21 protein-coding genes are annotated in these 20,091 nt (G+C 51.4%); 6 read left to right on the top strand and 15 right to left on the bottom strand.

Features of this window, described 5'->3' with window-relative positions; all coding sequences use genetic code 11:
* Positions 1-7: 7 nt before the first annotated feature.
* From HMPREF0980_RS03450 to HMPREF0980_RS03400, 11 genes are read right to left on the bottom strand one after another with little or no spacing between them, the layout of a single operon-like run.
* On the bottom strand, positions 8-913 hold the full coding sequence (locus tag HMPREF0980_RS03450; RefSeq protein ID WP_049727727.1) for a thiamine pyrophosphate-dependent enzyme: 906 nt from the start codon (positions 911-913) through the stop codon (positions 8-10).
* Between the two features lie 10 nt (positions 914-923).
* The gene (locus HMPREF0980_RS03445; protein ID WP_049727726.1) at positions 924-2,105 is read right to left on the bottom strand and encodes a phenylglyoxylate dehydrogenase; all 1,182 of its coding nucleotides are present in this window, start codon (positions 2,103-2,105) and stop codon (positions 924-926) included.
* A complete protein-coding gene (locus tag HMPREF0980_RS03440) occupies positions 2,106-2,372 on the bottom strand; it encodes a 4Fe-4S binding protein (RefSeq protein ID WP_084002639.1) in 267 nt (88 codons plus the stop codon). It lies immediately after the preceding gene.
* Positions 2,373-2,389: 17 nt separating this feature from the next.
* On the bottom strand, positions 2,390-2,932 hold the full coding sequence (locus HMPREF0980_RS03435) for a 2-oxoacid:acceptor oxidoreductase family protein (protein ID WP_049727725.1): 543 nt from the start codon (positions 2,930-2,932) through the stop codon (positions 2,390-2,392).
* A gap of 13 nt (positions 2,933-2,945) precedes the next feature.
* Entirely contained in the window at positions 2,946-4,490 is a 1,545-nt protein-coding gene (locus HMPREF0980_RS03430) for a dihydroorotase (RefSeq protein WP_049727724.1), read from the bottom strand.
* Positions 4,491-4,493: 3 nt separating this feature from the next.
* Positions 4,494-5,132: a BMC domain-containing protein gene (locus HMPREF0980_RS03425; protein ID WP_049727723.1), complete on the bottom strand. Its 639-nt coding sequence runs from the start codon at positions 5,130-5,132 to the stop codon at positions 4,494-4,496.
* A 12-nt stretch (positions 5,133-5,144) separates the two neighbouring features.
* The gene (locus HMPREF0980_RS03420) at positions 5,145-5,408 is read right to left on the bottom strand and encodes a BMC domain-containing protein (protein ID WP_049727722.1); all 264 of its coding nucleotides are present in this window, start codon (positions 5,406-5,408) and stop codon (positions 5,145-5,147) included.
* A gap of 20 nt (positions 5,409-5,428) precedes the next feature.
* Positions 5,429-5,692 carry a EutN/CcmL family microcompartment protein gene (locus HMPREF0980_RS03415; RefSeq protein ID WP_049727721.1) on the bottom strand — a complete coding sequence of 88 codons (264 nt, stop codon included), beginning with the start codon at positions 5,690-5,692 and terminating at the stop codon, positions 5,429-5,431.
* 9 nt (positions 5,693-5,701) lie between these two features.
* Entirely contained in the window at positions 5,702-7,156 is a 1,455-nt protein-coding gene (locus HMPREF0980_RS03410) for an aminotransferase class V-fold PLP-dependent enzyme (protein WP_049727720.1), read from the bottom strand.
* 40 nt (positions 7,157-7,196) lie between these two features.
* Positions 7,197-7,475, bottom strand: a complete 279-nt coding sequence (locus tag HMPREF0980_RS03405; RefSeq protein ID WP_049727719.1) for a BMC domain-containing protein — start codon at positions 7,473-7,475, stop codon at positions 7,197-7,199.
* Positions 7,476-7,488: 13 nt separating this feature from the next.
* Positions 7,489-7,941 carry a hypothetical protein gene (locus HMPREF0980_RS03400; protein WP_049727718.1) on the bottom strand — a complete coding sequence of 151 codons (453 nt, stop codon included), beginning with the start codon at positions 7,939-7,941 and terminating at the stop codon, positions 7,489-7,491.
* 199 nt (positions 7,942-8,140) lie between these two features.
* Here HMPREF0980_RS03400 and HMPREF0980_RS03395 point away from each other — a divergent pair, with 199 nt between their 5' ends.
* The gene (locus tag HMPREF0980_RS03395; protein ID WP_049727717.1) at positions 8,141-8,860 is read left to right on the top strand and encodes a Crp/Fnr family transcriptional regulator; all 720 of its coding nucleotides are present in this window, start codon (positions 8,141-8,143) and stop codon (positions 8,858-8,860) included.
* Between the two features lie 120 nt (positions 8,861-8,980).
* Here HMPREF0980_RS03395 and HMPREF0980_RS03390 read toward each other — a convergent pair whose 3' ends face one another.
* Positions 8,981-9,595 (bottom strand): Crp/Fnr family transcriptional regulator, encoded by a 615-nt coding sequence (locus tag HMPREF0980_RS03390; protein WP_198146156.1) that lies wholly within the window; start codon positions 9,593-9,595, stop codon positions 8,981-8,983.
* Between the two features lie 302 nt (positions 9,596-9,897).
* Here HMPREF0980_RS03390 and HMPREF0980_RS03385 point away from each other — a divergent pair, with 302 nt between their 5' ends.
* The 5 genes from HMPREF0980_RS03385 to HMPREF0980_RS03365 are packed head-to-tail and all read left to right on the top strand — an operon-like array spanning position 9,898 to position 15,710.
* The gene (locus tag HMPREF0980_RS03385; protein WP_049727715.1) at positions 9,898-10,638 is read left to right on the top strand and encodes an aspartate/glutamate racemase family protein; all 741 of its coding nucleotides are present in this window, start codon (positions 9,898-9,900) and stop codon (positions 10,636-10,638) included.
* Positions 10,639-10,683: 45 nt separating this feature from the next.
* Positions 10,684-12,036: a cytosine permease gene (locus tag HMPREF0980_RS03380; RefSeq protein WP_049727714.1), complete on the top strand. Its 1,353-nt coding sequence runs from the start codon at positions 10,684-10,686 to the stop codon at positions 12,034-12,036.
* 12 nt (positions 12,037-12,048) lie between these two features.
* Entirely contained in the window at positions 12,049-13,134 is a 1,086-nt protein-coding gene (locus HMPREF0980_RS03375) for a DUF917 domain-containing protein (RefSeq protein WP_049727713.1), read from the top strand.
* A gap of 21 nt (positions 13,135-13,155) precedes the next feature.
* A complete protein-coding gene (gene pepV, locus HMPREF0980_RS03370; protein ID WP_049727712.1) occupies positions 13,156-14,562 on the top strand; it encodes a dipeptidase PepV in 1,407 nt (468 codons plus the stop codon).
* The gene (locus HMPREF0980_RS03365; protein ID WP_049727711.1) at positions 14,562-15,710 is read left to right on the top strand and encodes a M20 family metallopeptidase; all 1,149 of its coding nucleotides are present in this window, start codon (positions 14,562-14,564) and stop codon (positions 15,708-15,710) included. The genes pepV and HMPREF0980_RS03365 overlap by 1 nt, the downstream gene beginning before the upstream one ends.
* Before the next feature lie 51 nt (positions 15,711-15,761).
* Here the strand turns inward: HMPREF0980_RS03365 and HMPREF0980_RS03360 are convergent, their stop codons facing one another.
* The 3 genes from HMPREF0980_RS03360 to HMPREF0980_RS03350 form a co-directional block, all read right to left on the bottom strand.
* Entirely contained in the window at positions 15,762-16,082 is a 321-nt protein-coding gene (locus HMPREF0980_RS03360) for a DUF1540 domain-containing protein (RefSeq protein WP_049727710.1), read from the bottom strand.
* A 182-nt stretch (positions 16,083-16,264) separates the two neighbouring features.
* Positions 16,265-17,113, bottom strand: coding sequence for an aldo/keto reductase (locus HMPREF0980_RS03355; protein WP_049727709.1), 849 nt, complete (start codon positions 17,111-17,113; stop codon positions 16,265-16,267).
* A gap of 10 nt (positions 17,114-17,123) precedes the next feature.
* A complete protein-coding gene (locus HMPREF0980_RS03350; RefSeq protein ID WP_049727708.1) occupies positions 17,124-20,084 on the bottom strand; it encodes a bifunctional diguanylate cyclase/phosphodiesterase in 2,961 nt (986 codons plus the stop codon).
* Between the last annotated feature and the right edge of the window lie 7 nt (positions 20,085-20,091).

Here is a 20,091-nt window from a genome sequence, read left to right as displayed (position 1 = left end):
TTTCCTGCTATAGGCCGGCAAGCTTCGTGAGCCGGTTCCATTTGTAGTCGACCAGTTCCTGGATTTCCGCCGCCTCTTCCTCATTCAGGTGTTTGAACTTCTTCATACGGCCCAGATATTCCTTCACCGGCTTCGGCTCCTTGAATGTCTTATTGATAGTAAAGGACCCGTTTTCCACTTCATAGAGCGGGAAGAAATTGCTCTCCACCGCGAGCCTTGACACCTCGATGCTCGTATCCGGCTTAATCCCCCATCCGGTCAGGCACGGATTGAATACATGGAGATAGGCCAGACCCGTCTTAGATGCCTCCATCGCCTTCTCGAGCTTACGCACCATGTCCGGAATGTAGGCAGGAGAACAGGTCGCCATATAAGGGATATCGTGCATGGCCATGACCATGGGGAAGTCTTTCTTGTGCTGCTTCTTGCCGCCGCGTCCTTCCCTGCTCACCGGTGTCGTAGTCGTCCACGAATATTTCGTCGTGGCGCTGCTCCTCTGGTATCCCGTATTCATATACCCTTCGTTGTCGTAACAGATATAGATCAGCTTATCCCCGCGCTCCGCAGCACCGGACAGGCATTGCATACCTGCGTCTGTCGACGCCCCGTCACCTGCAAATGCTACAACATTCACATCCCTCCCCTGTTTTTCATAGTGCATCTTGATGCCCGCCAGCATGGACGCGACATTGTCAAGAAGCGGAAAGAACACCGGAATCTTTGACCCGGACTCCGTGTCCCATCCGACGACCCCTACTCCTCCCATACATCCGGGCGGTACCGCATAGATGGTGTTCGGGCCGAGCACTTTCATACACGTGCGCAGCGTAAGCTCTACGTTGCATCCGACACAGGCTGATATGCCTGGAGAGACCATATCTTCTTTTGCCGCTAATTTATCTACAATATTCATCCTCTTCCACCTACCCTTCTTCCACCATAAGCCATACCGTTTCGCTGTCTTTGAGATCCTGCGCGGCACAGACGATTTTGTCGATAACGTCTCCCATCATCTGAAGGGAGATGTCCTCACCCCCAAGGCCTCCGATAACCGGCACGGACGGCACGGTGTTTCCGCCGAACATGGCAGCTCTTACTTCCTGGTATACGATTCCTGTATCACAGCCGAATGACACGTTCTTATCTACCACGCCAAAGGCTTTCACTCGTGCCAGCGCTTTCCTTATCCGTTCCCTCGGGAATGGGCGGACCATACGCATACGGATCAGACCTGCCTTCACGCCCTCTTCCCGTTTTACGTCAACCATATCTTTTGCTGCGCCGGACATGGAGCCTGTCGTTATGACGGCATATTCCGCGTCTTCCATCCGGTATTCCTCAATGGCTCCTCCGTAGGAGCGGCCGAACAGCTCCCCGAATTGTTGATCCACTTCATCGATGACCTCCAGCGCCGCCTGCTGGGCCTTCAGATGTTTGTACCTATATTCCATCAAAAGAGCGCCGTTTGTAAGCGGGTCCACTGCCATAGGGCGTTCCGGATCCAGGATGATATGTTCCGGACGGTAAGTTCCAAGAAATGTATCCACCTTTTCCTGCTCTGGTACCATTACCCGCTCTGTCATATGCGACAGGTAAAATCCGTCGTAACAGATATTAATCGGCAGCAGAACCCGCTTGTCTTCCGCAATTTTGAATGCCTGCACTACGAGATCCAGTATCTCCTGGTTGTCTTCCGCATATATCTGCAGCCACCCCGCATCTCTGACGCTCATGGAATCCTGCTGCCCGCCCCACACGCTCTGAGGAGATATCATCTCCCGGTTGACGATGGCCATCACGATGGGGAGCCGGAGCGTCGATGCCCTGAAATAGGGTTCATACATAAGTGACAATCCCTGGGAAGCCGTCGCTGTAAACGTCCTTGATCCGGCAAGAGAAGCGCCGGTGACGACACTCATCGCAGACAGCTCAGATTCCACTTCGCTCATGGCCGCATCTATCTTCCCGTCTGCGGCAAACTGTGTGAGATACTCTACGACCGGCGTCTGCGGCGTAATCGGATAAGCCGCGATGACATCCGGTTTTGCAAGGGCAGCCCCTACGGCCGCTGCCATATTGCCATTTAATACATCTAATCTCTGCATCTATTTTCCCTCCTCCGGTATCATCGTAATCGCATCCTTCGGGCATTCGTGCGCGCATATGCCGCAGCCCTTACAGTAGTCGTAACAGATGGTAAATGTTCCGTCTGTCTTCCTTATAGAATTCACCGGGCAGTACAGAAGGCATGTGCCGCATGCGATACATGTCTCCTCGTCGAGTACCGGACGCTGCGTCCTCCAGTCGCCCGTATTCAGGACATGGATTCCGTCCGCTCCTACAGGCACGATATATTTACTTCTAAACTCCATCTTTTCTGGCACCTCCCCTATCGCATCGCCGCCGGCGCGGCAGACTCATAACCTTTGTACAGAGCTTCTTTATTTTTAGCACCCCATAGTTCTTCTACCTTCCTGGCCACCTCATCGACAGACACAAGCCCTGTCGCCCTGCAGAATGCGCCGAGCATGACGGTATTAGTGATTGGCCTTCCAATCATATCCAGTGCAATCTTCGTGGCATCTACCACGGTGACAGAAGCGATATGCCCTGGAATATCCATATCCTTCGGATCATGTGTCGTGTTCAGTACAAGGATGCCTCCCTCTTTGACGCCTTCAAACACATTGACCGCGTTCATGATCGTCGGGTCCAGCACGATGATGACGTCGGGATGGTATACCCTGTTCTTTGGCCGGATGGGGGCTTCGCTGATTCTGACAAAGGCTGTTACCGGAGCGCCCTGGCGTTCAAATCCGAAAAACGGAATTGAATTGCCGTATTTCCCATCCATCACCGCTGCATACACGAGCGCTTCTGCCGCTTTTACGGCACCCATGCCGCCTCTGCCATGTATTCTTATTTCTTTCAAGTTATGTTCCCTCCTATCGCTTCACCATATGTCCAGACGGCGCCTCCGCCACGAGCATTCCATTTTCCATCACGATGCTGCCACCTTTGACAGTCATCACCGGCCACCCGGTAAGACGCCTGCCTTCGAAGATGGAAAAATCCGAGCGGGAATGCATATCCCTCGCATGTACTTCTCTTGTCTCGTTCATATCTATCAATACAAGATCTGCATCGCTTCCCGGAAGCAGTGTCCCTTTCTGTGGATAGACACCGAATGCCTCCGCCGGGCGCCTCGTCATATGGGTAATTACTTTTTCTATGCTGATTCCTCTTTTCACCACGCCTTCCGTCAGAACAGACGCCAGGTGCGTCTCCACTACGGAATATCCCGGAACCACGTCCCAGATAGATCGTTCCGGCTGTTTTTCACTTATGTTTTCACACACATTATCTGTCCCGATCGTGTCGATGACGCCGTCATCCAGCGCCTCCCAGAGCGCGTTCTTGTCTTCCGGTTTCCGAAGCGGCGGTTCCATCTTATAGAGATGGCCGTCGAACTGCTCGCTCGTAACAGACAGATAGGGGCTCGTCGTCTCGATATGTACATATTTGTTGAACGGCTTGATCTGCCGCAGCTTCTGAATGCCGTCCTTTGTACCGATATGGACGAGGTACACCGGAATCCTGCCCTTCTCGGCGAGATACGATATACGCATCACCGCCTCCTCTTCTGCCATGGCAGGATGGCTTTCCATCCAGTCTTTTACGTCTGCGTGTTCACCGTATTTTTCTTTCGCGTCGCGCAGTGCCCTTGATACGATGTGCGTATTCTCTGTATGGCAGCAGAGGATGCATTGCCTGCCGGTCCGTTTCATCTGTTCCATGACGTCCAGGATGAATCCGTCGTCCACGCTCGGAATCATGCCCGGTATTCCATTCATGTACACCTTGAAGGAGGTAACCCCAAAGTAGCGCGCATAATCAGGTATCTCCCGCATCTGTTCTTCATTTCCTATGACGAGGTGCGGAACGATATCCGTGTAGGAATACCTCTCCGCCTGTTCCGCAATTTCCGGGAATGTGGCAAAGTGAGAGTCCGGTCCGCCGAAAAACACTCCTGTCGTCGTAATGCCTCCCATGACTGCCGCCTTTGTCTCGGAGGCCATATCAGTCTCCATCGGCGCAAACAGGCCAAGATGTACATGGGGATCCATCAGCCCCGGACAGACATACTTTCCAGACGCATCCACCGTCTTCTTCGCATGGATCCCCTCTGCCGCGCCAAACGACTGCACCTTCCCGTCCTTGATGAAGAGATCGGCCTTAATGATGCCGTGGCCGGGCAGCACTACCATGCCGCCCACGACTGCCAGATCCGCTTTGGCATCAGACGGAGGTTCCCGGAAGGTGTGCATGGCGGAAAGCTTCTGGCTGATTTCCTTAAGTACGGCAAGCGTCTCCCCGTCTCCTTCTGCTCCTGCCGGTTCCTGTCTCACAGCAAAGGGCATGGACGGCCTGGCAGATTCATTGTTCTGTTTTAACTTCCGGATATAATCTGCAAATATATCATTTCCCATAAGCTATGTTCTTCCTTCCACACCTGTAATTGCAGCGATTGCAGCATCCCGTGCACTCCTGACTTCGCTTTCTGACCCGGATATGTACATCCTTCCGAACCGGCCGACCGGATCGAACGTGACGACCTTTATATCCGCGTTCTTCTCCGCCTCGTTGACCGCTATCGATATGTAGGCTGCCGGTTCCACCTCCATGATAAACAGCGTCTCTCCCGGCACGAGTATGGACCCGTGGCGGGAATCCCTGTTGATCAACTGTGCCTGGTATGCGTCTGTGTTGGAGATGATCTGTTCCGACACGATGGCCGGCTTCATACGGTCCAGAGCCGTAAGGCCGCATGCATCCAGCACCGCCTCGCCAGCCTGCTTGACATCCTCCGGCGAAAAGGAGTGCAGCTCTATCTCCCCGTACTCTCTTTCTACTATCTGGAAAGCGGGTTTGGCATTGGACGACTTTAGCGCTGCATTCAGCAGGTCATACACCCCGCTGCCCGGCGCCAGTTCTATATAAAGTTCGCTCATGCCGGCAAGCGGGATGTCTCCTTTGGACACCGTTCCCGTGACAGCCGCATACTGGGGCTGCATATTGTCAACAATTATAAATGTTCTGAGATTCCATTTGTCTTTTTTTGCTTCTTCCATAAGACACCCGCCTTACTGGAGGAAGGTATCAAGCTCGGCATCCGGTCTTGCAATGACATGGACGCTCACAAGTTCACCGACCTTCTGTGCTGCCGCTGCTCCGGCGTCCACTGCTGCCTTCACGGCTCCCACGTCGCCTTCGATAATGACGGTCACAAGTCCGCCTCCGATCATCTTCCTGCCTGCCAGTGTCACGTTTGCGGCTTTCACCATTGCGTCTGCCGCTTCAATTGCTGCCACCAGACCTCTTGTCTCGATAAATCCTTTTGATTTCATATATGCATACCTCCTTTTACTCATTTACAATCATAAGTGTCTACAATCCCCACGACTACCATATCCGCAGGACTGTCTATGCCCAGTACGGCACGCGCTCCTGACCCTCTTGTCACGAGTACGGTCTCTCCTACGCTGCAGCCAATCGTATCGACAGCAACGAGGATCTCGCCGGCCGGACCACCCGACTTGTTCATTCGCTGCATCGTAATCAGGCTGCACCCTTTCAGCTGCTCGTTCTTGATCGTGGAGACACATTTCCCCTGCACCTTGCAGATGTACATGTAAAGCACCTACCTTCCTTCGAGAATGTCCTTGATACAGTCCAGAGCGTAATCGATCTCTTCCGGCTTCGTATAGAAGTGAGGGGCGATCCTTATGACCTCTCCTCTGCCCGAACCAATGACGTTCCTGTCTCGCAGCAGCTGTTCCATCGTGTGGGAATCCACCTTATCGCCGCAGACAATGGCAGTCGTACCTCCCTTTTTGCTCACATCGAAGGGACTGATCGTCTTTAGTCCTCTCGCCGCGACGCCGTTCAGGGCATGTGCGCTCAGCATGTCGATCCGATCCTTGATCTTGGGCACCGTGACCTGGTTGATAATCTCAAGCCCCGCCCTGGCCGCATACGCAGTAAGCACAGGTGGCGTTCCTGTATCGAATCTGCTCGTCTTGTTCGCCCAGTCCAGATACCTCGTCTGGAACAGGAACGGATTCGTCTGTCCAAACCATCCGGTCACAGACGGTTTCAGCTCCTGTATGAGATTCCTGTTCACATACATGAATGCCACTCCCGGGATCCCGAACAGATACTTCAGACAGCCAGATACGAGAATGTCGATATTCATGGCCTTTACATCCATGGGCTCTGTCCCGAGGCACTGGTAAGCATCTACGAGCACGAGAGACCCCTTCCGGTGCGCGATGTCCGCGATTGCTTTGACATCCTGCTTAAATCCATTCAGATAATATACCTGTGTTATGGATGTCAGAAGCGTATCTTCATCTATGTAGCGTTCATATTCACTTATATCAATCTCATGGTGCTCATTGACAGATACAAAATCTACTTTTGCCCCATGGCGCTGGTTTGCAAGCCATATGTAGTCCACAGTCGGGAATTCCATATCCGTCACGACTACTTTTTTCCGCTTCCCTGTATAGTCGAGCGAATTGGCTACGGAACTTACAAGGTCGGATACAGACGACGCAATGGCTATCTCGTCCGGTTCAGCTCCTATGAGTCTGGCGAACTCTGCTTTCGCAAGCTCAATCTCCTCCATCCAGGAATCCCAGTCCATGCCTACGCTTCCCCAGTTGTCCAGATATCTCTGTATGCCGGCGAGCACCTGCTTCGACTGTGCGCTCTGGGAGCAGTTGCCGAGATGGGCCACGGATTTCAGTATCGGGAAGTCCTCTCTCCACCGGTCGATCTCCGCCTCGCTCAGGAGCCCTCTGTAAGGCAGGGCCTTCACCTGCGGACGGGTCGTGCGAAGCGCTGCCGGCGCGGGCGGTGCCGCGGGCTGATATGAAGGAACTACGGCCGGTGCGGGTGTGGGCGGGACAGCCTTTGGCTGCGGTATCCCTGCCGAATCTGCCTCGGCTTCTCCCACTGCAAACCGTACCCCTTTCTTCTCCGCCTCCTCCCTCGCAACGGACGTCACCACATCGCCTGGATTGATATGGATGACAGTTTCTCCCTTGGACGTGCAAAAATTAACATCTGCCGCCGTATAAAATTTCTTCAATCGTCACAACTCCTTTCCTGCTGCCGAATCATCCGGCTGCTTACGCCTCCTCTTTATCGAGGAACAGATCCAGCAGACCTTCGTTCGGTCTCGGAATCACATGGGCACTGACAAGCTCTCCGACCCTCTGGGCAGCTTCGGCTCCTGCATCGACCGCTGCTTTAACGGCGCCCACATCACCTTTGATGGCAACTGTCATATATCCGCCGCCAATCTCCATCTTTCCGGCCACTTCCACATTGGCGGCTTTCACCATCGCGTCTGCCGCTTCTACGCTTCCTACAAATCCTTTCGTCTCGATAAAACCATATGAATTCATTATGTATCCTCCTTTAAACATCTCTCTCAATCGGCCATCCATGGTCTGGAAACAAGATTCTCACCACCGGATCCATGGGGCCTGCCTCTTTTCTTATCTCCGGAACTACATCCTCATATAATGAGCCCCACGCTGTCCCATAGCTTAACAAGTCTTTGAACTTATCAAATTCCCAGGCAGGGTTATGCCCCCTTTCTCTTACTGCCTCGTACTCGCTAAGCGCCTCCGGGAATTTGTACAGGACCCACCAATATACTCTTTTATCCTCTGGAATATCCGGATTTTTTTCCAGATAGAAAGATAAGCCCTGCTCTCCCATGATTCTCTCAGCTTCCTCCTCCAGCTGTTTCAGTTCAGAAGGGGGGAACGGAGGACTGAATGCCGTCTTTTTCACCTCCTGGGCCACGCATTCGCCGAAAGCCGCAATCATACCCCAGATAAAAGAATACCGGTCAATCTCTGCCATGTTTTCATCTCCTTTCTCGTTCAATTTTCTGTCAATTGCATCAATTGATTCATATTGACAATTATAGTAATCATGCTATAATTTTTCTGTAAACTATTTTACAAACAACCGTAATTTTATAATTTATTATTTAACAAACTTTAATCGTCGGAATATTATGTCGTTTCCTGATCTTATTACAGTTAAAAGGAGTGTGATGATGATGACTAAAAATAATTCTCCCGATTTGATTGCACCCTATATGTCTCCCTGGCTGAGCATGGATGATAAGGACTGGGAACCGATTCTGAAAGATTCCGCCGTCAAAACCTATGCCCGGGATGCCGTCATCTACCGGCAGGGTGATGTCACTTCTTATGTCTATCTTGTCAAGGAAGGCCGTGTCGTGCTGGACCTGTACGGTGTCAACGGCAGGCGCCGCAGCATCTACATCGCAGACAAGGGCACCTGCTTTGGAGAGCTCGCCTGCCTGGACCAGCTGGCTAACTATTGTACGGCTACGACATGTACAAAGACTGCACTGTACCTGATTCCCAAAAAACGTTTCATCGATGAGATATACGTGAACCCTGCTTTCAGCATGACTCTGCTGAAAGCCTTATCACTGAAGACTCGTCTCATAACAAGTCTATTAGAGCAGATGAGCTTTAATGACTCCAGCTACAGAGTATATCACTCGCTGCTCAGCCTCATTCAGCTGTATGGCATCCAGACGAAAGATGGCTCTTATAAGCTGAACATCAAATTCACCCATCAGGAGATGGCCTATCAGACAGGCCTGTCCCGGGTATCGGTCTCGAACATATTTCTGTCGCTCACTAACGAGGGGTTGATAGAGAAGGATAAAGGATACCTGATTGTCAAAGACATACAGGCGTTGAAAGAATATCTTATAAAGGAAGACTGGTCCTTTGATTGAACTGTTATTTTGTATAATAGAGCCCGGCCGGAAGCCGGAATCTATTATACTGGCATCGGGAGAGATGCGGTGCAAATTTATAGGCTGATATATGGGTATTTCCCTGCAAGCTGTCGGTTTCTAAACACCAAGCTCGTTGATATAATTGTAGAAGTAGTCTACATCCCGTATGTAGTAATAACGGTTGACTTTTTCTATCACACCCTCTTTTTTCAGCCTGCTGAAAAATCTTGATACGGTCACGCGGTTCGAGTAGACGAGATCTGCCATCTCCTGATGAGTGAAGGGAATGTTGATTTTAATTCCTCTGCGGCAGGGTGTCCCGCTCTCCCGGATCAGATACAGGAATGCCCGTACGATTCTGACGTCCGCCGACTGGAACGAGAGGGACGATATATTCCCTGCAAGTATCCTCATCTTTGCACAGAGGTCCTGAATGAGAAAGTCTTTGAAGCCGGGTATCTCTGCCGTCATCCTCGCAAATATCGGCCCCGTCGTGCGATAAAGGCGGCAGTTCTCTTCCGCCGTAGCCGCAGTGAACAAGGACGGATATCCATCGAGGCTGGACAGATTTCCGAGAAGACTTCCCGGACCGGCAATCATCAGATGCTTTTCGCTCCCGTTCTCATCACCGGTCAGAATCCTGACGACTCCGGTTCCCACGATATACACGTATGGATGTTCTTCACCCTGGGTAAATAATATCGTATTTCTTTTGTATGTACATAGTTCCATCTTTGCCTGGACATCCTCCAGTAAAGATGGCATTTTCTTTGAAAAAAATAACCATGGCGATTCATACTCCGGCAAAAGGATGTCAAAATCAGCCATGGTTTGTTTTAGTGTTGATATTTTAACCACCTCCATTGAAAAACCATCTCTATTATACCACCCATGCTTATATATGCCAATCCGAAAATTTTTCCTCCATTTTGTAGCGCAGGCTACTTTTTCACAGAAAGACAGGTGATAGAATACTGACAATATATCAGAGCTCGGGCGAATAAACAGATAATAATAATTTAGGAGGTGAAATGATGAAATTAAAATTAATTATTCCTGTGGCAGATACTCCTGCCACACGTAAGGCGAACGATGGCATCCCTCATGCGCTGCGTGTCCTGGATCCCGGCACCGAGGTATCAGTGGGTTTCCTCAGAAGAGGGTTCGAGACACTGAACACGATTACACGTGTCGGATACAACAGCCCTGAGATTGCAGAGGAAGCCATGCTTGCGGAAGCAGAAGGGGCAGACGGCATCTTTATCAACTGCTTTGCCGACCCTGCGGTGGATATGGTGCGGGAACTGGTGCGTGTACCTGTATTCGGCGGCTTCCGGCCTTCCATGATGGCAGCGCTCGGATGCGGCAGACACTTTTCTGTCATAATTCCGGGCAGGGAGGATCCCGCCGGCACCCTGCTGCTTGCCAAAGTAATCGAGAACAATCCTGAATGCAGAGACAGCATCGTCTGCCAGGATTTTACCAACCTCGATGTACTCGAACTGCATGACCAGGAAGCGCTGCTCGGAAGGCTGGCGGACTTTGCTGAACAATCGGACCGTGTACATGGCTGCGACTGTCTCATACTGGGATGTACCGCCATGGCCTATATTGCAGATGGCTTAAGGGCGGAGCTTGCCCGGCGCGGATGCGGCATCAAGGTGGTGGAGCCGCTGTCGACGGGACTTAAGATGCTGGAAACCTTTGTCACGCTCCAGCTGAACAACAGTACGGCCCATCTCGTCCATAATGAGATGAATCGACGAATCAGATAGGAAACAAGCAGGAATGAGAATACAAATGAATAAGGAGGAAATGATATGGCATCATTATGGAAATTTCTTGAAGAGAAAGCATACGCAGGCGGTGACGACGATTTTGCGCGCAAACCGGTGCCTGAAGATAAGAAGCGCGGATGGGCCAGCAGCGCTGTCGTGTATATCGGCTGTGCCATCAGCATATCGGCCTTTACGCTCGGCGGAAGCCTCGCCACCGGCCTGACACTGAATGAATCTATCATCGCCGTTCTGGCAGGCGCCCTCATTCTGGCCGCCATGGCCTGTCTCTGCGCGGAACCGGCCATGTATACAGGACTGTCGACGAGCATGATTGGAAAGTTTACGTTCGGGCTAAAGGGAGCCGCTCTCGTCGGCCTCCTCTATGCCGGATGTGCCTGGGGCTGGTTCGGCGTGCAGGCCGGCCTGTTCGGTGACACGATTGGACAGATGTTCCGGCTTATGACCGGCAACGCCCTGTCTCCCGCGGGGGTAAAAGTAATCATAGTGATTGGCGGCCTTCTGATGACAACTTCCGCCATCTTCGGCTTCAAATCCATAGAAAAGCTGAGCTGGATAGCTATACCGGCCATCGCCATCCTTATGATAGCATCGCTTGTCATGGTACTCAAGGGGCATACGTACAGTGAATTGAACACATCCTTTATCACGAATCCGATGTCGCTTGGCACCGGCATCTCCCTTGTCATCGGCTCCTTTGCGGCGGGTGCGGTAGGGAGCCCGGATATCCTCCGGTATGCGAAGAATTTCAAAGACACTGTGAAAGCCATGGTCATCGGCCTTGTCATCGGCTACGGTATTACGATTGTAATAGCCGCGGCTTGTGCCAAAGCAGTAGGTGATGCCAACATCGTCACCGTCATGATAGGTCTCGGGTGGGGCGTGCTTGCCATGGTCGTCCTCGTTCTGGCGCAGTGGACCTCCAATGACAACAACGTATACAGCGGTTCCCTCGGCCTCTCCGTCGTGTTTGAAAGAATGCCGAAGTACAAGCTGGCAATATTTACCGGAGTCTCCGGCACGATATTTGCCGTCATCGGCCTGTCCAATATGATGATTCCGTTTTTCTCCGTACTCGGAATCTTCACGCCTCCCCTTGGAGGATGTTATCTGGCCGACTTCTATCTGTGCAGAAAATTCTACAGCTTTGACCGTCTGAATCGGCTGAAAAAGGTGCGCCTCGAAAGTATGGCCGCCTATCTCGTCGCAGCCGCCGTAGGATTTATGACAACGCAGACCTCTCCGGGATTCGCGTTGTTCCAGATTACCACGATTCCTGCTATCGACTCCTTCGTGGCAGCCTTCATCATGCAGATAGCCTGTGTAAAACTATTCAATAAGAATCACGGAAAAGATTGTGAATCAACCGTATGTTAAGGAGGACTTGATATGTCAGTAAAAATGAACAAAGAGCAGCTGAATGACATGACGCGCGGGGCAATTATCCTCGGCAGCGGTGGCGGCGGAGATGTCAAGACGAGCTACCGTCTGCTGGAAGATATCCTTGCACTTACCGGGGAGGTGGAGTTTGCGGAACTTGAAGAAGTACCAGATGACGCATGTGTAGCCATCATATCCGGCATGGGATCTCCCGCCGCCACAAAGGAACGGGGGTTTGACTGTATCGCCTGTGTCCACGCGCTGAAAAGGCTGGAAGCCGTAACCGGTAAAAGGATTGACTATGTCGCTGCCTTCGAGGTGGGAGGAGGTAATTTCATGCCTCCTATATATACGGCATGTTATACGGGAATCAAAGTCATCAATGCCGATGGCGTAGGGCGTGCGGTTCCTGAATCGTTCATGATCATGCCGGAGATTCACAATGTACGTTCTGCCCCTTTCGCGATGGCGAATGAAGAGAACTTAAGCGCCGTGCTCTATTATGAGGACAGCAGCGACTGCGAGCTGATCGGCCGCCCCATCGTCAACGTATTCGGAGGATCCGCAGGAGTCGCCAACTATATCATGGACGGCGCGACTGCTAAAAAAGCACTTGTGTCAGGTTCTTACGAACAGGCCCGCTCGATCGGGGAAGCCGTGCGCAGAGGAATTGCCGCAGGAGAGCGCCCTGTCGAATGCATCGCCAGAGCCACCGGAGGTATCGAGATCATCGAAGGGACGCTGTCGGAACTTCGTATGGAGACAGAAAACAGCCATGACTGGGGATATGAAATCATTGAAGGTACGGGAAGGTATACGGGGAAGAGCATGAAGATCATGATAGAAAATGAAAATATACTTGCCTTTGACCAGGACGGCAAGGTACGATGCGTCACACCGGATGCACTCTGCGTCTTTCAGTCCGACGGAACGCCGCTGACGAATGCTGATTTAGAGCCCGGCATGGAAGTGGCCTTCGTGGGCGTGCCGTGCAACCCGAAATGGCTGGAAAGAGACTCTGTATCTGTGTTCCAGAAGGCATATGACTACTTTGGATATAAGGACGGCTATATACCTGTAACCGAGTTGAACTGATATACATAGAAAGGGATAATGATGGACACTGTCTTAGATACATTGATTGATGGATACCGGGAAGACATTATACGCAATACCCGGAATCTCGTCCGCATTCCTAGCGTCAAGGATACTCCCCTGCCGCACATGCCTTTTGGCCTTTCTATCGGGCAGTGCCTTGATGAGGCGCTGGCACTCTGCCGCTCTCTTGGAATGCGCACCAAAAACTGCGGAGGTTATGCCGGATGGGCTGAAATCGGCAGTGGCAAAGAACTGTGCGGCATCCTCGTACATCTGGATGTCGTCCCCGCAGGAGATGGATGGGAACACCCGCCCTTTGGCGGTATCATGGAGGAAGGTAAGATCTACGGACGCGGTACGGTAGATGACAAAGGTCCTGCCATCGCTTCTATCTTTGCCTTGAAAGCGATTGCCGACAGCGGGCTTCCTCTTTCCAGAAGGATACGGATTATCTTCGGCACAGATGAAGAAAACGACTGGACGTGCATGGACTACTATAAGGAACATGAAGAAATCCCCTGCACCGGCTTCTCTCCGGACGCCGAATTCCCGGTCATATACGCAGAAAAGGGAATCCTGTTTGCCACCTTGGATAAGGAAGGAGCCGTAGAGGAAGATAAACCCTATATACGGAACCTGACCGGGGGCCGCAGGGCGAATATGGTGCCGGATGAATGCCACGCCGAACTCGTCGTTCCGGAGCCTTATGGCTCTATCGTACAGGGGCTTAAAATGAGGGCTCCGCTTATCCCCGGCACCCATATCTCTGCCGGCGGACCTGTCGTCAAAATTCGTACAGCCGGGAAGACCGCTCACGGAAGTACGCCGGAGAACGGGGTGAACGCTGTGTCGAACATGATGCTGCTTCTGGAATCCTTTCTGGAAGGTGATTCCTTCCAGAGCAGTTTTATAAGATTCTATCGTTCACACATCGGCGCTGAAACCGATGGTTCAGGCATATTCGGCGATATCTGCGACGAGCCTTCCGGAAAGCTCGTGCTGAATGCCGGCCTTCTGTCCATGGATACACAGCATGCGAGCCTGAAACTGAATATCCGCTATCCGGTCACCTGTTCCGGCGTGCAGATTCAAAGGCTTCTCGCAGACGCCGCCGCAGATGCAGGCCTTGCGATGCACATCGACTTGAACAGTGAACCTTTGTATGAGGAAAAGGACAGCCCCGTTGTCCGGACGCTGTTATCCGTCTACCACAGCTACTGTCCGGACGGCTCTGTCCCTCTCGCGGTTGGGGGAGGAACTTACGCAAGAAGCATTCCAAATTCTGTCGCCTTCGGTCCGGTATTCCCCGGCAAGGAGGAACTGGCCCACTGTCCCGATGAATATATCTCGGAAAAGGATCTCATCCTATCCGCTAAGATCTATGCCGGCGCGATGCTGCGGCTGGCAGGCAGGGAGGGCGTCTGATGGTTCAAGATATTATTACGCAGTTTATTGACAGCCGCCGCGGCGCGATGCTTTCACTACTTGAAAAGATGGTCAACACGGACAGCGGTTCCTACACGACGGACGGCGTGTTAAAGGTTGCCGGATTCATATCGGATGTCCTGCTTCCCCTCGGCTTCGACGTACAAATGCTGCCGAGTTCCAAATACGCCCCGCATCTGCTGGCCCGCAGGAGAGGCAGCGGGTCTAAAAAGCTGATGTTCCTTGGACACATGGATACGGTCTTTGACGAAGGCACGGCGAAGCGGCGTCCCTTTTACATAGAGGGAGACAAAGCCTACGGTCCGGGCGTGTGTGACATGCAGTCTGGAATCGTCTGCCTGCTCTATGCATTGCTGGCTCTGGAAGAAGCCGGCTACACCGGCTACGGAGAATTGAAGATATTGTTTAACAGCGATGAAGAACGGGGCAGCGAGACTTCTGAGCAGTACATTATCGAAGAATGCAGCAAAAGCGATATGGTACTTGTCATGGAACCGGGCATGCCGGGGGATTATGTCGTAATCGAACGGCAGGGCGGCGGCATCTTCAATCTGGATATACAAGGGAAGCCTGCACACGCAGGTGCCTGTCCGCTCGATGGAATCCATGCGATTGATGAAGCCGCACACAAGATTCTTGCGCTTCACGGTCTGAGCGACTTTAGTCTCGGCAGATCTGTCAGCGTCGGCGTCATAGAGGGCGGTACAAGAAGCAATATTATACCGGAACACGTCTTTATGGAAATAGACTTGCGTGCCAGGTTCCACCGTGACGGGCTTGCACTGATGAAGAAGATGCAGGAGATTACTGATGCTTCCTATGTACCCGGGACAAAAAGCACGCTGACGAAAGTAATGTACCGTCCTCCGATAGAAAAGACACCAGGTAATCTGGAGCTCTACCAAACGCTTGTTACAGCCGCCAGGAAGCTTGGCATTCCGGTCAACGAAACATACTGCGGCGGCGGCAGCGATGGCAACTATACTTCCGCACAGGGAATACCAACCATCGATTCTCTCGGTCCCATCGGGAGCCTGGAACATACGGACGATGAATACATGCTTGTGGAAACGTTGTTCTCCAGATGCAAGCTGACCGCACTTTATATCGTGGAACTGACGGCCTGACCATATTTACCGTGCTGCAAGAAAAAGGGAAGCATTACGCTTCCCTTTTTCTTAACATCCACACTTGAATGTCGCACATTCAGTCTGATCGCACTTACAGGCTTCGCTGCCTTCCACGCTGATTTTTCCTGCATGACATTTGCATTCTTCGTTATACATACATTCTGTCGCCTTGCAGTCGATACAGCTGCAGGCCGTCGCATTGTTCTGGCTTACGTTGCTGTATGAATCACCTTTACGCTCTTCAAAGCTGTCACAGCACGTCTCTTCTGCACGCTTTGCCGAGTTTCCTCCTACCTGAATCTTATCAAGGTCACAGTAAAAGTTCTTATTGTGTGTACAGGTCTGTACGGTACATTTTAATTCTGGCATGATCCTACCTCCTTAGTTTGATATCAGAAGTAGTATCTGCATATTCAGAATATAATATTCTTTTTTCATTTTATTGTTGATTTTTATATCCGCAGAGTCCTTTTGCAAACATATCGTGGAACTCAAGGCAGCTCTGCTTTAGAGAGACAGGCTCCTTTATCTGATGCTTCTCCCACCGTCCGCTACCTTCCGAACTTCTCCGGATGCTGTCCGGACCAGCCGGCCTGCGGCATCGTCCCAAGGATATACATATCCTCTTCTCCCAATTCAAACCCGAAGATGTCCTGGTTCTGCTTCATCCGCTCCATGGTGGACGATTTGGGAAGCGGCACGACTCTCCTCTGAAGCGCATAACGCAGGCATATCTGTGCTGCTGTGACGCCGTACCGTCCTGCCATCTTAAGGATAACCGGTTCCTCCAGCACCTTGCTTCTTCCCATCGGGCTCCAGGCCTGTACGAGTATATCGTGCTCCTGGCAGTAACGTACGGTAACCTCCTGTGTGTAGCCCGGATGGAACTCGATCTGATTGACCGCAGGCTTCACCTCACAGTTCTTCAGAAGGTTCTCTATATGGTACGGAAGAAAATTGCTGACTCCGACAGCCCTGACTTTCCCTTCGTGGTACAATTCCTCAAGTGCCCGCCAAGATTCTATATCGAGCTGTCTCCACTCCGCGAAGCCGTCTTCCGGAAGCGGCCAGTGGATGAGATATAAGTCCAGATAATCGGTCTCCAGCCTTTCCAGCGATTCCATGAATGCGTTCCTTATATTCTCATACCCCATCTCTGTCTTCCACGCCTTCGATGTGAGGAAATATTCTTCACGCGCGATTTGGGACATTGCTATCGCTTTTCCAATCTGCCTCTCATTACCATAGAAAGATGCCGTGTCAAAATACCGATAGCCGGCTTCTATGGCTGTCTTTACGACCGCACCGTCCTCCCCGTCCGCCGCTCTGTACGTTCCAAAGCCAATACATGGTATCCTGACACCGTTGTTCAATTCGTAACAATCATATATGCTGTTCATGACGCTCCTTTCAAATTCTCCTGCCAGCTTTCCTGCTCAGCTCTTTTATTTCCTTCTTAATCTTCTCATCAATTTCCTTCACTACCTTATCCGGCCTTCCGACATAGAAGCCTTGAAGATAGTCTATGCCGAGCGTGACGAGTGTCTCCATCTCCTCTGCGTTCTCCACCCCTTCTGCGATAACCTTTATTCCTCTCGGCCTCGCATAGTTGATGGTGCTGACCGCAAGCGCCTGGCGGTCTTTGTCTTTATGGATATCTCTTACGATGCTCATATCGATTTTGACATAGTCGGGCTGCATATAGAGCAGGGTCGACTCTGAACTGTATCCTGCACCGAAATCATCAACCGCAAGCTGTGCATGTAATTCCTTCAGCATCTGAATCTTATCTTCCATAATCCCGATATCAGTCTGTTCACTTTCAATCATTTCCACGACGAGCGTGTCCATTCCTATCTGGTACCGCTCGAACAAGCTGTATAGCAATTCCTCCGGTAGGATCTGGTTCGGGATCGAATTGACGAACAGCTTTCTGTCGCCAAATGAATCCCGCTGTGACGCATATTCCTCAAATGCCTTGCTGAACGTAAGCTTTTCGATGTCCGGAAGTCTTGACTGGGAAATTGCCAGCCTCATGACGTCGGCAGGTGAGGCCAGGTCTTCCATTTTCGGGCGCATCAACGCCTCATATGCAACGATACTGCCGTCTTTAGTACTTACGATCGGCTGAAACGCATAGTTGACCAGTTCACCCTCGATCAGCTTGTTCAGCTGTTCCCTGCCCTGCAGCAGAAAGGCATCTTTTTCATAGGCTTTCCTGTTAAATTCTTTGAATGCGCCTTTATAGCTGTTTTTCGTGTCATACATGGCAAAGTCCGCATACTTCCTCAGCTCATCCAGATTCCTTCCGTCGTCCGGATACCACGCGATTCCGCCGGAGGCACGAACTGCTATCGCCTCTCCGTCAGGCATGACGACCCTCGTATTGTTCAACTGCCTCTTGATTTCTTCAATTTTTTCCAGAAGCCATTCCTTACTTCCACATTCCGGAACAAAAGCCAGGAATTCATCCCCGGAGATACGCCCGACGATACCGCCGTCTCTCGCGAGACCGCCGAATACGACCGCGGCTCTCTGTATATACTGGTCGCCATAATCATGTCCGTATGTGTCATTGACATATTTCAGATTATCAAGATCCCACATGATCATTGCCCCAAGTGTCAGGCCGTTGCCCTCCCGCAGCAGCTGTTTCATCCTCCTGTTAAAGGCCCGCCGGTTCAGAAGGTGGGTCAGGATGTCGTAATCCCTCTCGTATTCTATCTTCTGCCTCTCATAGATATCTTTCGTGATATCCAGAACCGTAATCAACGTCTTATCTTCGTCGGCCAGCGACTTCAGATGGACCCATCTCTGCTGGATCGTGTGGGCAATCTGGTAGTCTTTTTCCCCGGATTCCGCAAGGAGCCCTTCAAGTCCTGCCTCCTTCAGATAGTCTTCAAAGTATTTCCGGTCAAGGTATCCCCGGCTGTAGTACTTTTTCTCCATCATGAACATCTTGATGACTTTCTTCGTGCAGAACACCTTCTCCGCATCCCTCCGGTATTCCACGACGCCAAGAGGCAGGTTCACCAGCTCGATGATCTGCGATACTTTGGACGCATTCTGCCTCACATTGGTATTGAGCGAGACAATTGCGTTCTCAAGTGCATCAATCTCCTGTACATTGGACGATTGGAACCTCAGCTCATCATTAACGTCTTTGCTCCTGATTTCATCGACCATCTGCTTGATTGGGCGGGTGAAGAAGTAACTGCCGACGACAGCTCCCGCAATGCCAAGCACAATAGAAGCTGCGAATGCGACCATCACCGTCATCTGGAGCCGGTCAGACGACCGGAACAGCGTACTGTCCGGCAACACCCCAATTATGGCCCACTTCTCTTTGCTGTACGGCGAAGTCCGCCTGTACACATCTATATTCTGGACATTGCCGTAATTATGTCCGGCATCATCAATCAGATACACTTTGCCGTTTGCCGGCTCAGTCTCAAATCGAATCCTGTTATTATCTTCTGCCAAAGCCTTCGCGATGATACCGGTGGAAAATATTGACTCATATTCCTTTCCGTCTGTTGTCCTTGCAAGTATGAAAGATCCGGTATTTTCAGCATCCAGTTCCTGAGGGGACATCAGCGATTCGAGATAATCCTCAGATACTGTGATACCCATGACTCCATAGACGGTTCCGTCCTGGACGAGCGGAACAGAATATGACATCACTTTAATATCTTCAGATGACCAGCGGAAAAAGCCGGACCAGTAACCGAGCGACGAACCGGATTTGTCTTCATACTTCTCGGCCGCCGCGACAGGCTTTTCATACCATCCAAGATCCATCGTGCCGTCAAATACAAAGCGGGAAGACCAGTAGGAATCCATAGGGATTCCGTATTCCTTCGATATCTCGGAAGAGCCCCTCTCGAGCAGAAAGCCTTTCGAGTCCGCATTCGTGCCCTGATCCAGATTCCGGATCAGCAGGCCGCAGTGTTCTTCCGCATCTTTGCCGCCATAGCCGCCCATCACGATATATGCCTCTGTCGTCGAATTATATCGGAGCATGTCGATCATATCCTCCGTCACGCCGAGAAGCAGCTTATTATTCAATTCTTTATCCGTTGCCAGATCCGAGAGGTCTTTGCCTTCCGCGTCCAGTTCAGAGCTGACCGCAGCCTGGACCTTCTCCTGATACTCGCCCAGATTAGACCATTTGTTGATCATGAAGTTCTCAACCGCATTCTTTCTGGCAAGCGTCGTATTAGAAAAGCTCGTGCACGCGCTCTTCTTCAAGTATTCAAATCCACCGTTGAACGTGAGTGCTGAAAAGCAGAGTATCCCCTGGAGCATGACAACGAGCAGCATGACGACCAGCAGCTTTTTCCGAATCGAAATTCTTTTTATATTCATCATCTACGAC

Source organism: Dorea sp. D27, from assembly GCF_001185345.1.
Taxonomy (GTDB): Bacteria; Bacillota; Clostridia; order Lachnospirales; family Lachnospiraceae; genus Extibacter.
Note: the sequence above shows the minus strand (reverse complement) of the source record. Positions and strands in the feature narration are given on the sequence as shown.

Bases quoted from the DNA above. Each gene is read 5' to 3' on its own strand.
- HMPREF0980_RS03395 (WP_049727717.1), top strand. From the start codon at position 8,141: ATGATGACTAAAAATAATTCTCCCGATTTGATTGCACCCTATATGTCT.
- HMPREF0980_RS03385 (WP_049727715.1), top strand. From the start codon at position 9,898: ATGAAATTAAAATTAATTATTCCTGTGGCAGATACTCCTGCCACACGT.
- HMPREF0980_RS03390 (WP_198146156.1), bottom strand. From the start codon at position 9,595: ATGGAACTATGTACATACAAAAGAAATACGATATTATTTACCCAGGGT.
- HMPREF0980_RS03400 (WP_049727718.1), bottom strand. From the start codon at position 7,941: ATGGCAGAGATTGACCGGTATTCTTTTATCTGGGGTATGATTGCGGCT.
- HMPREF0980_RS03360 (WP_049727710.1), bottom strand. From the start codon at position 16,082: ATGCCAGAATTAAAATGTACCGTACAGACCTGTACACACAATAAGAAC.
- HMPREF0980_RS03440 (WP_084002639.1), bottom strand. From the start codon at position 2,372: ATGGAGTTTAGAAGTAAATATATCGTGCCTGTAGGAGCGGACGGAATC.
- HMPREF0980_RS03415 (WP_049727721.1), bottom strand. From the start codon at position 5,692: ATGTACATCTGCAAGGTGCAGGGGAAATGTGTCTCCACGATCAAGAAC.
- HMPREF0980_RS03425 (WP_049727723.1), bottom strand. From the start codon at position 5,132: ATGGAAGAAGCAAAAAAAGACAAATGGAATCTCAGAACATTTATAATT.
- HMPREF0980_RS03365 (WP_049727711.1), top strand. From the start codon at position 14,562: ATGGTTCAAGATATTATTACGCAGTTTATTGACAGCCGCCGCGGCGCG.
- HMPREF0980_RS03405 (WP_049727719.1), bottom strand. From the start codon at position 7,475: ATGAATTCATATGGTTTTATCGAGACGAAAGGATTTGTAGGAAGCGTA.
- HMPREF0980_RS03450 (WP_049727727.1), bottom strand. From the start codon at position 913: ATGAATATTGTAGATAAATTAGCGGCAAAAGAAGATATGGTCTCTCCA.
- pepV (WP_049727712.1), top strand. From the start codon at position 13,156: ATGGACACTGTCTTAGATACATTGATTGATGGATACCGGGAAGACATT.
- HMPREF0980_RS03375 (WP_049727713.1), top strand. From the start codon at position 12,049: ATGTCAGTAAAAATGAACAAAGAGCAGCTGAATGACATGACGCGCGGG.
- HMPREF0980_RS03380 (WP_049727714.1), top strand. From the start codon at position 10,684: ATGGCATCATTATGGAAATTTCTTGAAGAGAAAGCATACGCAGGCGGT.
- HMPREF0980_RS03350 (WP_049727708.1), bottom strand. From the start codon at position 20,084: ATGATGAATATAAAAAGAATTTCGATTCGGAAAAAGCTGCTGGTCGTC.
- HMPREF0980_RS03445 (WP_049727726.1), bottom strand. From the start codon at position 2,105: ATGCAGAGATTAGATGTATTAAATGGCAATATGGCAGCGGCCGTAGGG.
- HMPREF0980_RS03355 (WP_049727709.1), bottom strand. From the start codon at position 17,113: ATGAACAGCATATATGATTGTTACGAATTGAACAACGGTGTCAGGATA.
- HMPREF0980_RS03430 (WP_049727724.1), bottom strand. From the start codon at position 4,490: ATGGGAAATGATATATTTGCAGATTATATCCGGAAGTTAAAACAGAAC.
- HMPREF0980_RS03420 (WP_049727722.1), bottom strand. From the start codon at position 5,408: ATGAAATCAAAAGGATTTATCGAGACAAGAGGTCTGGTGGCAGCAATT.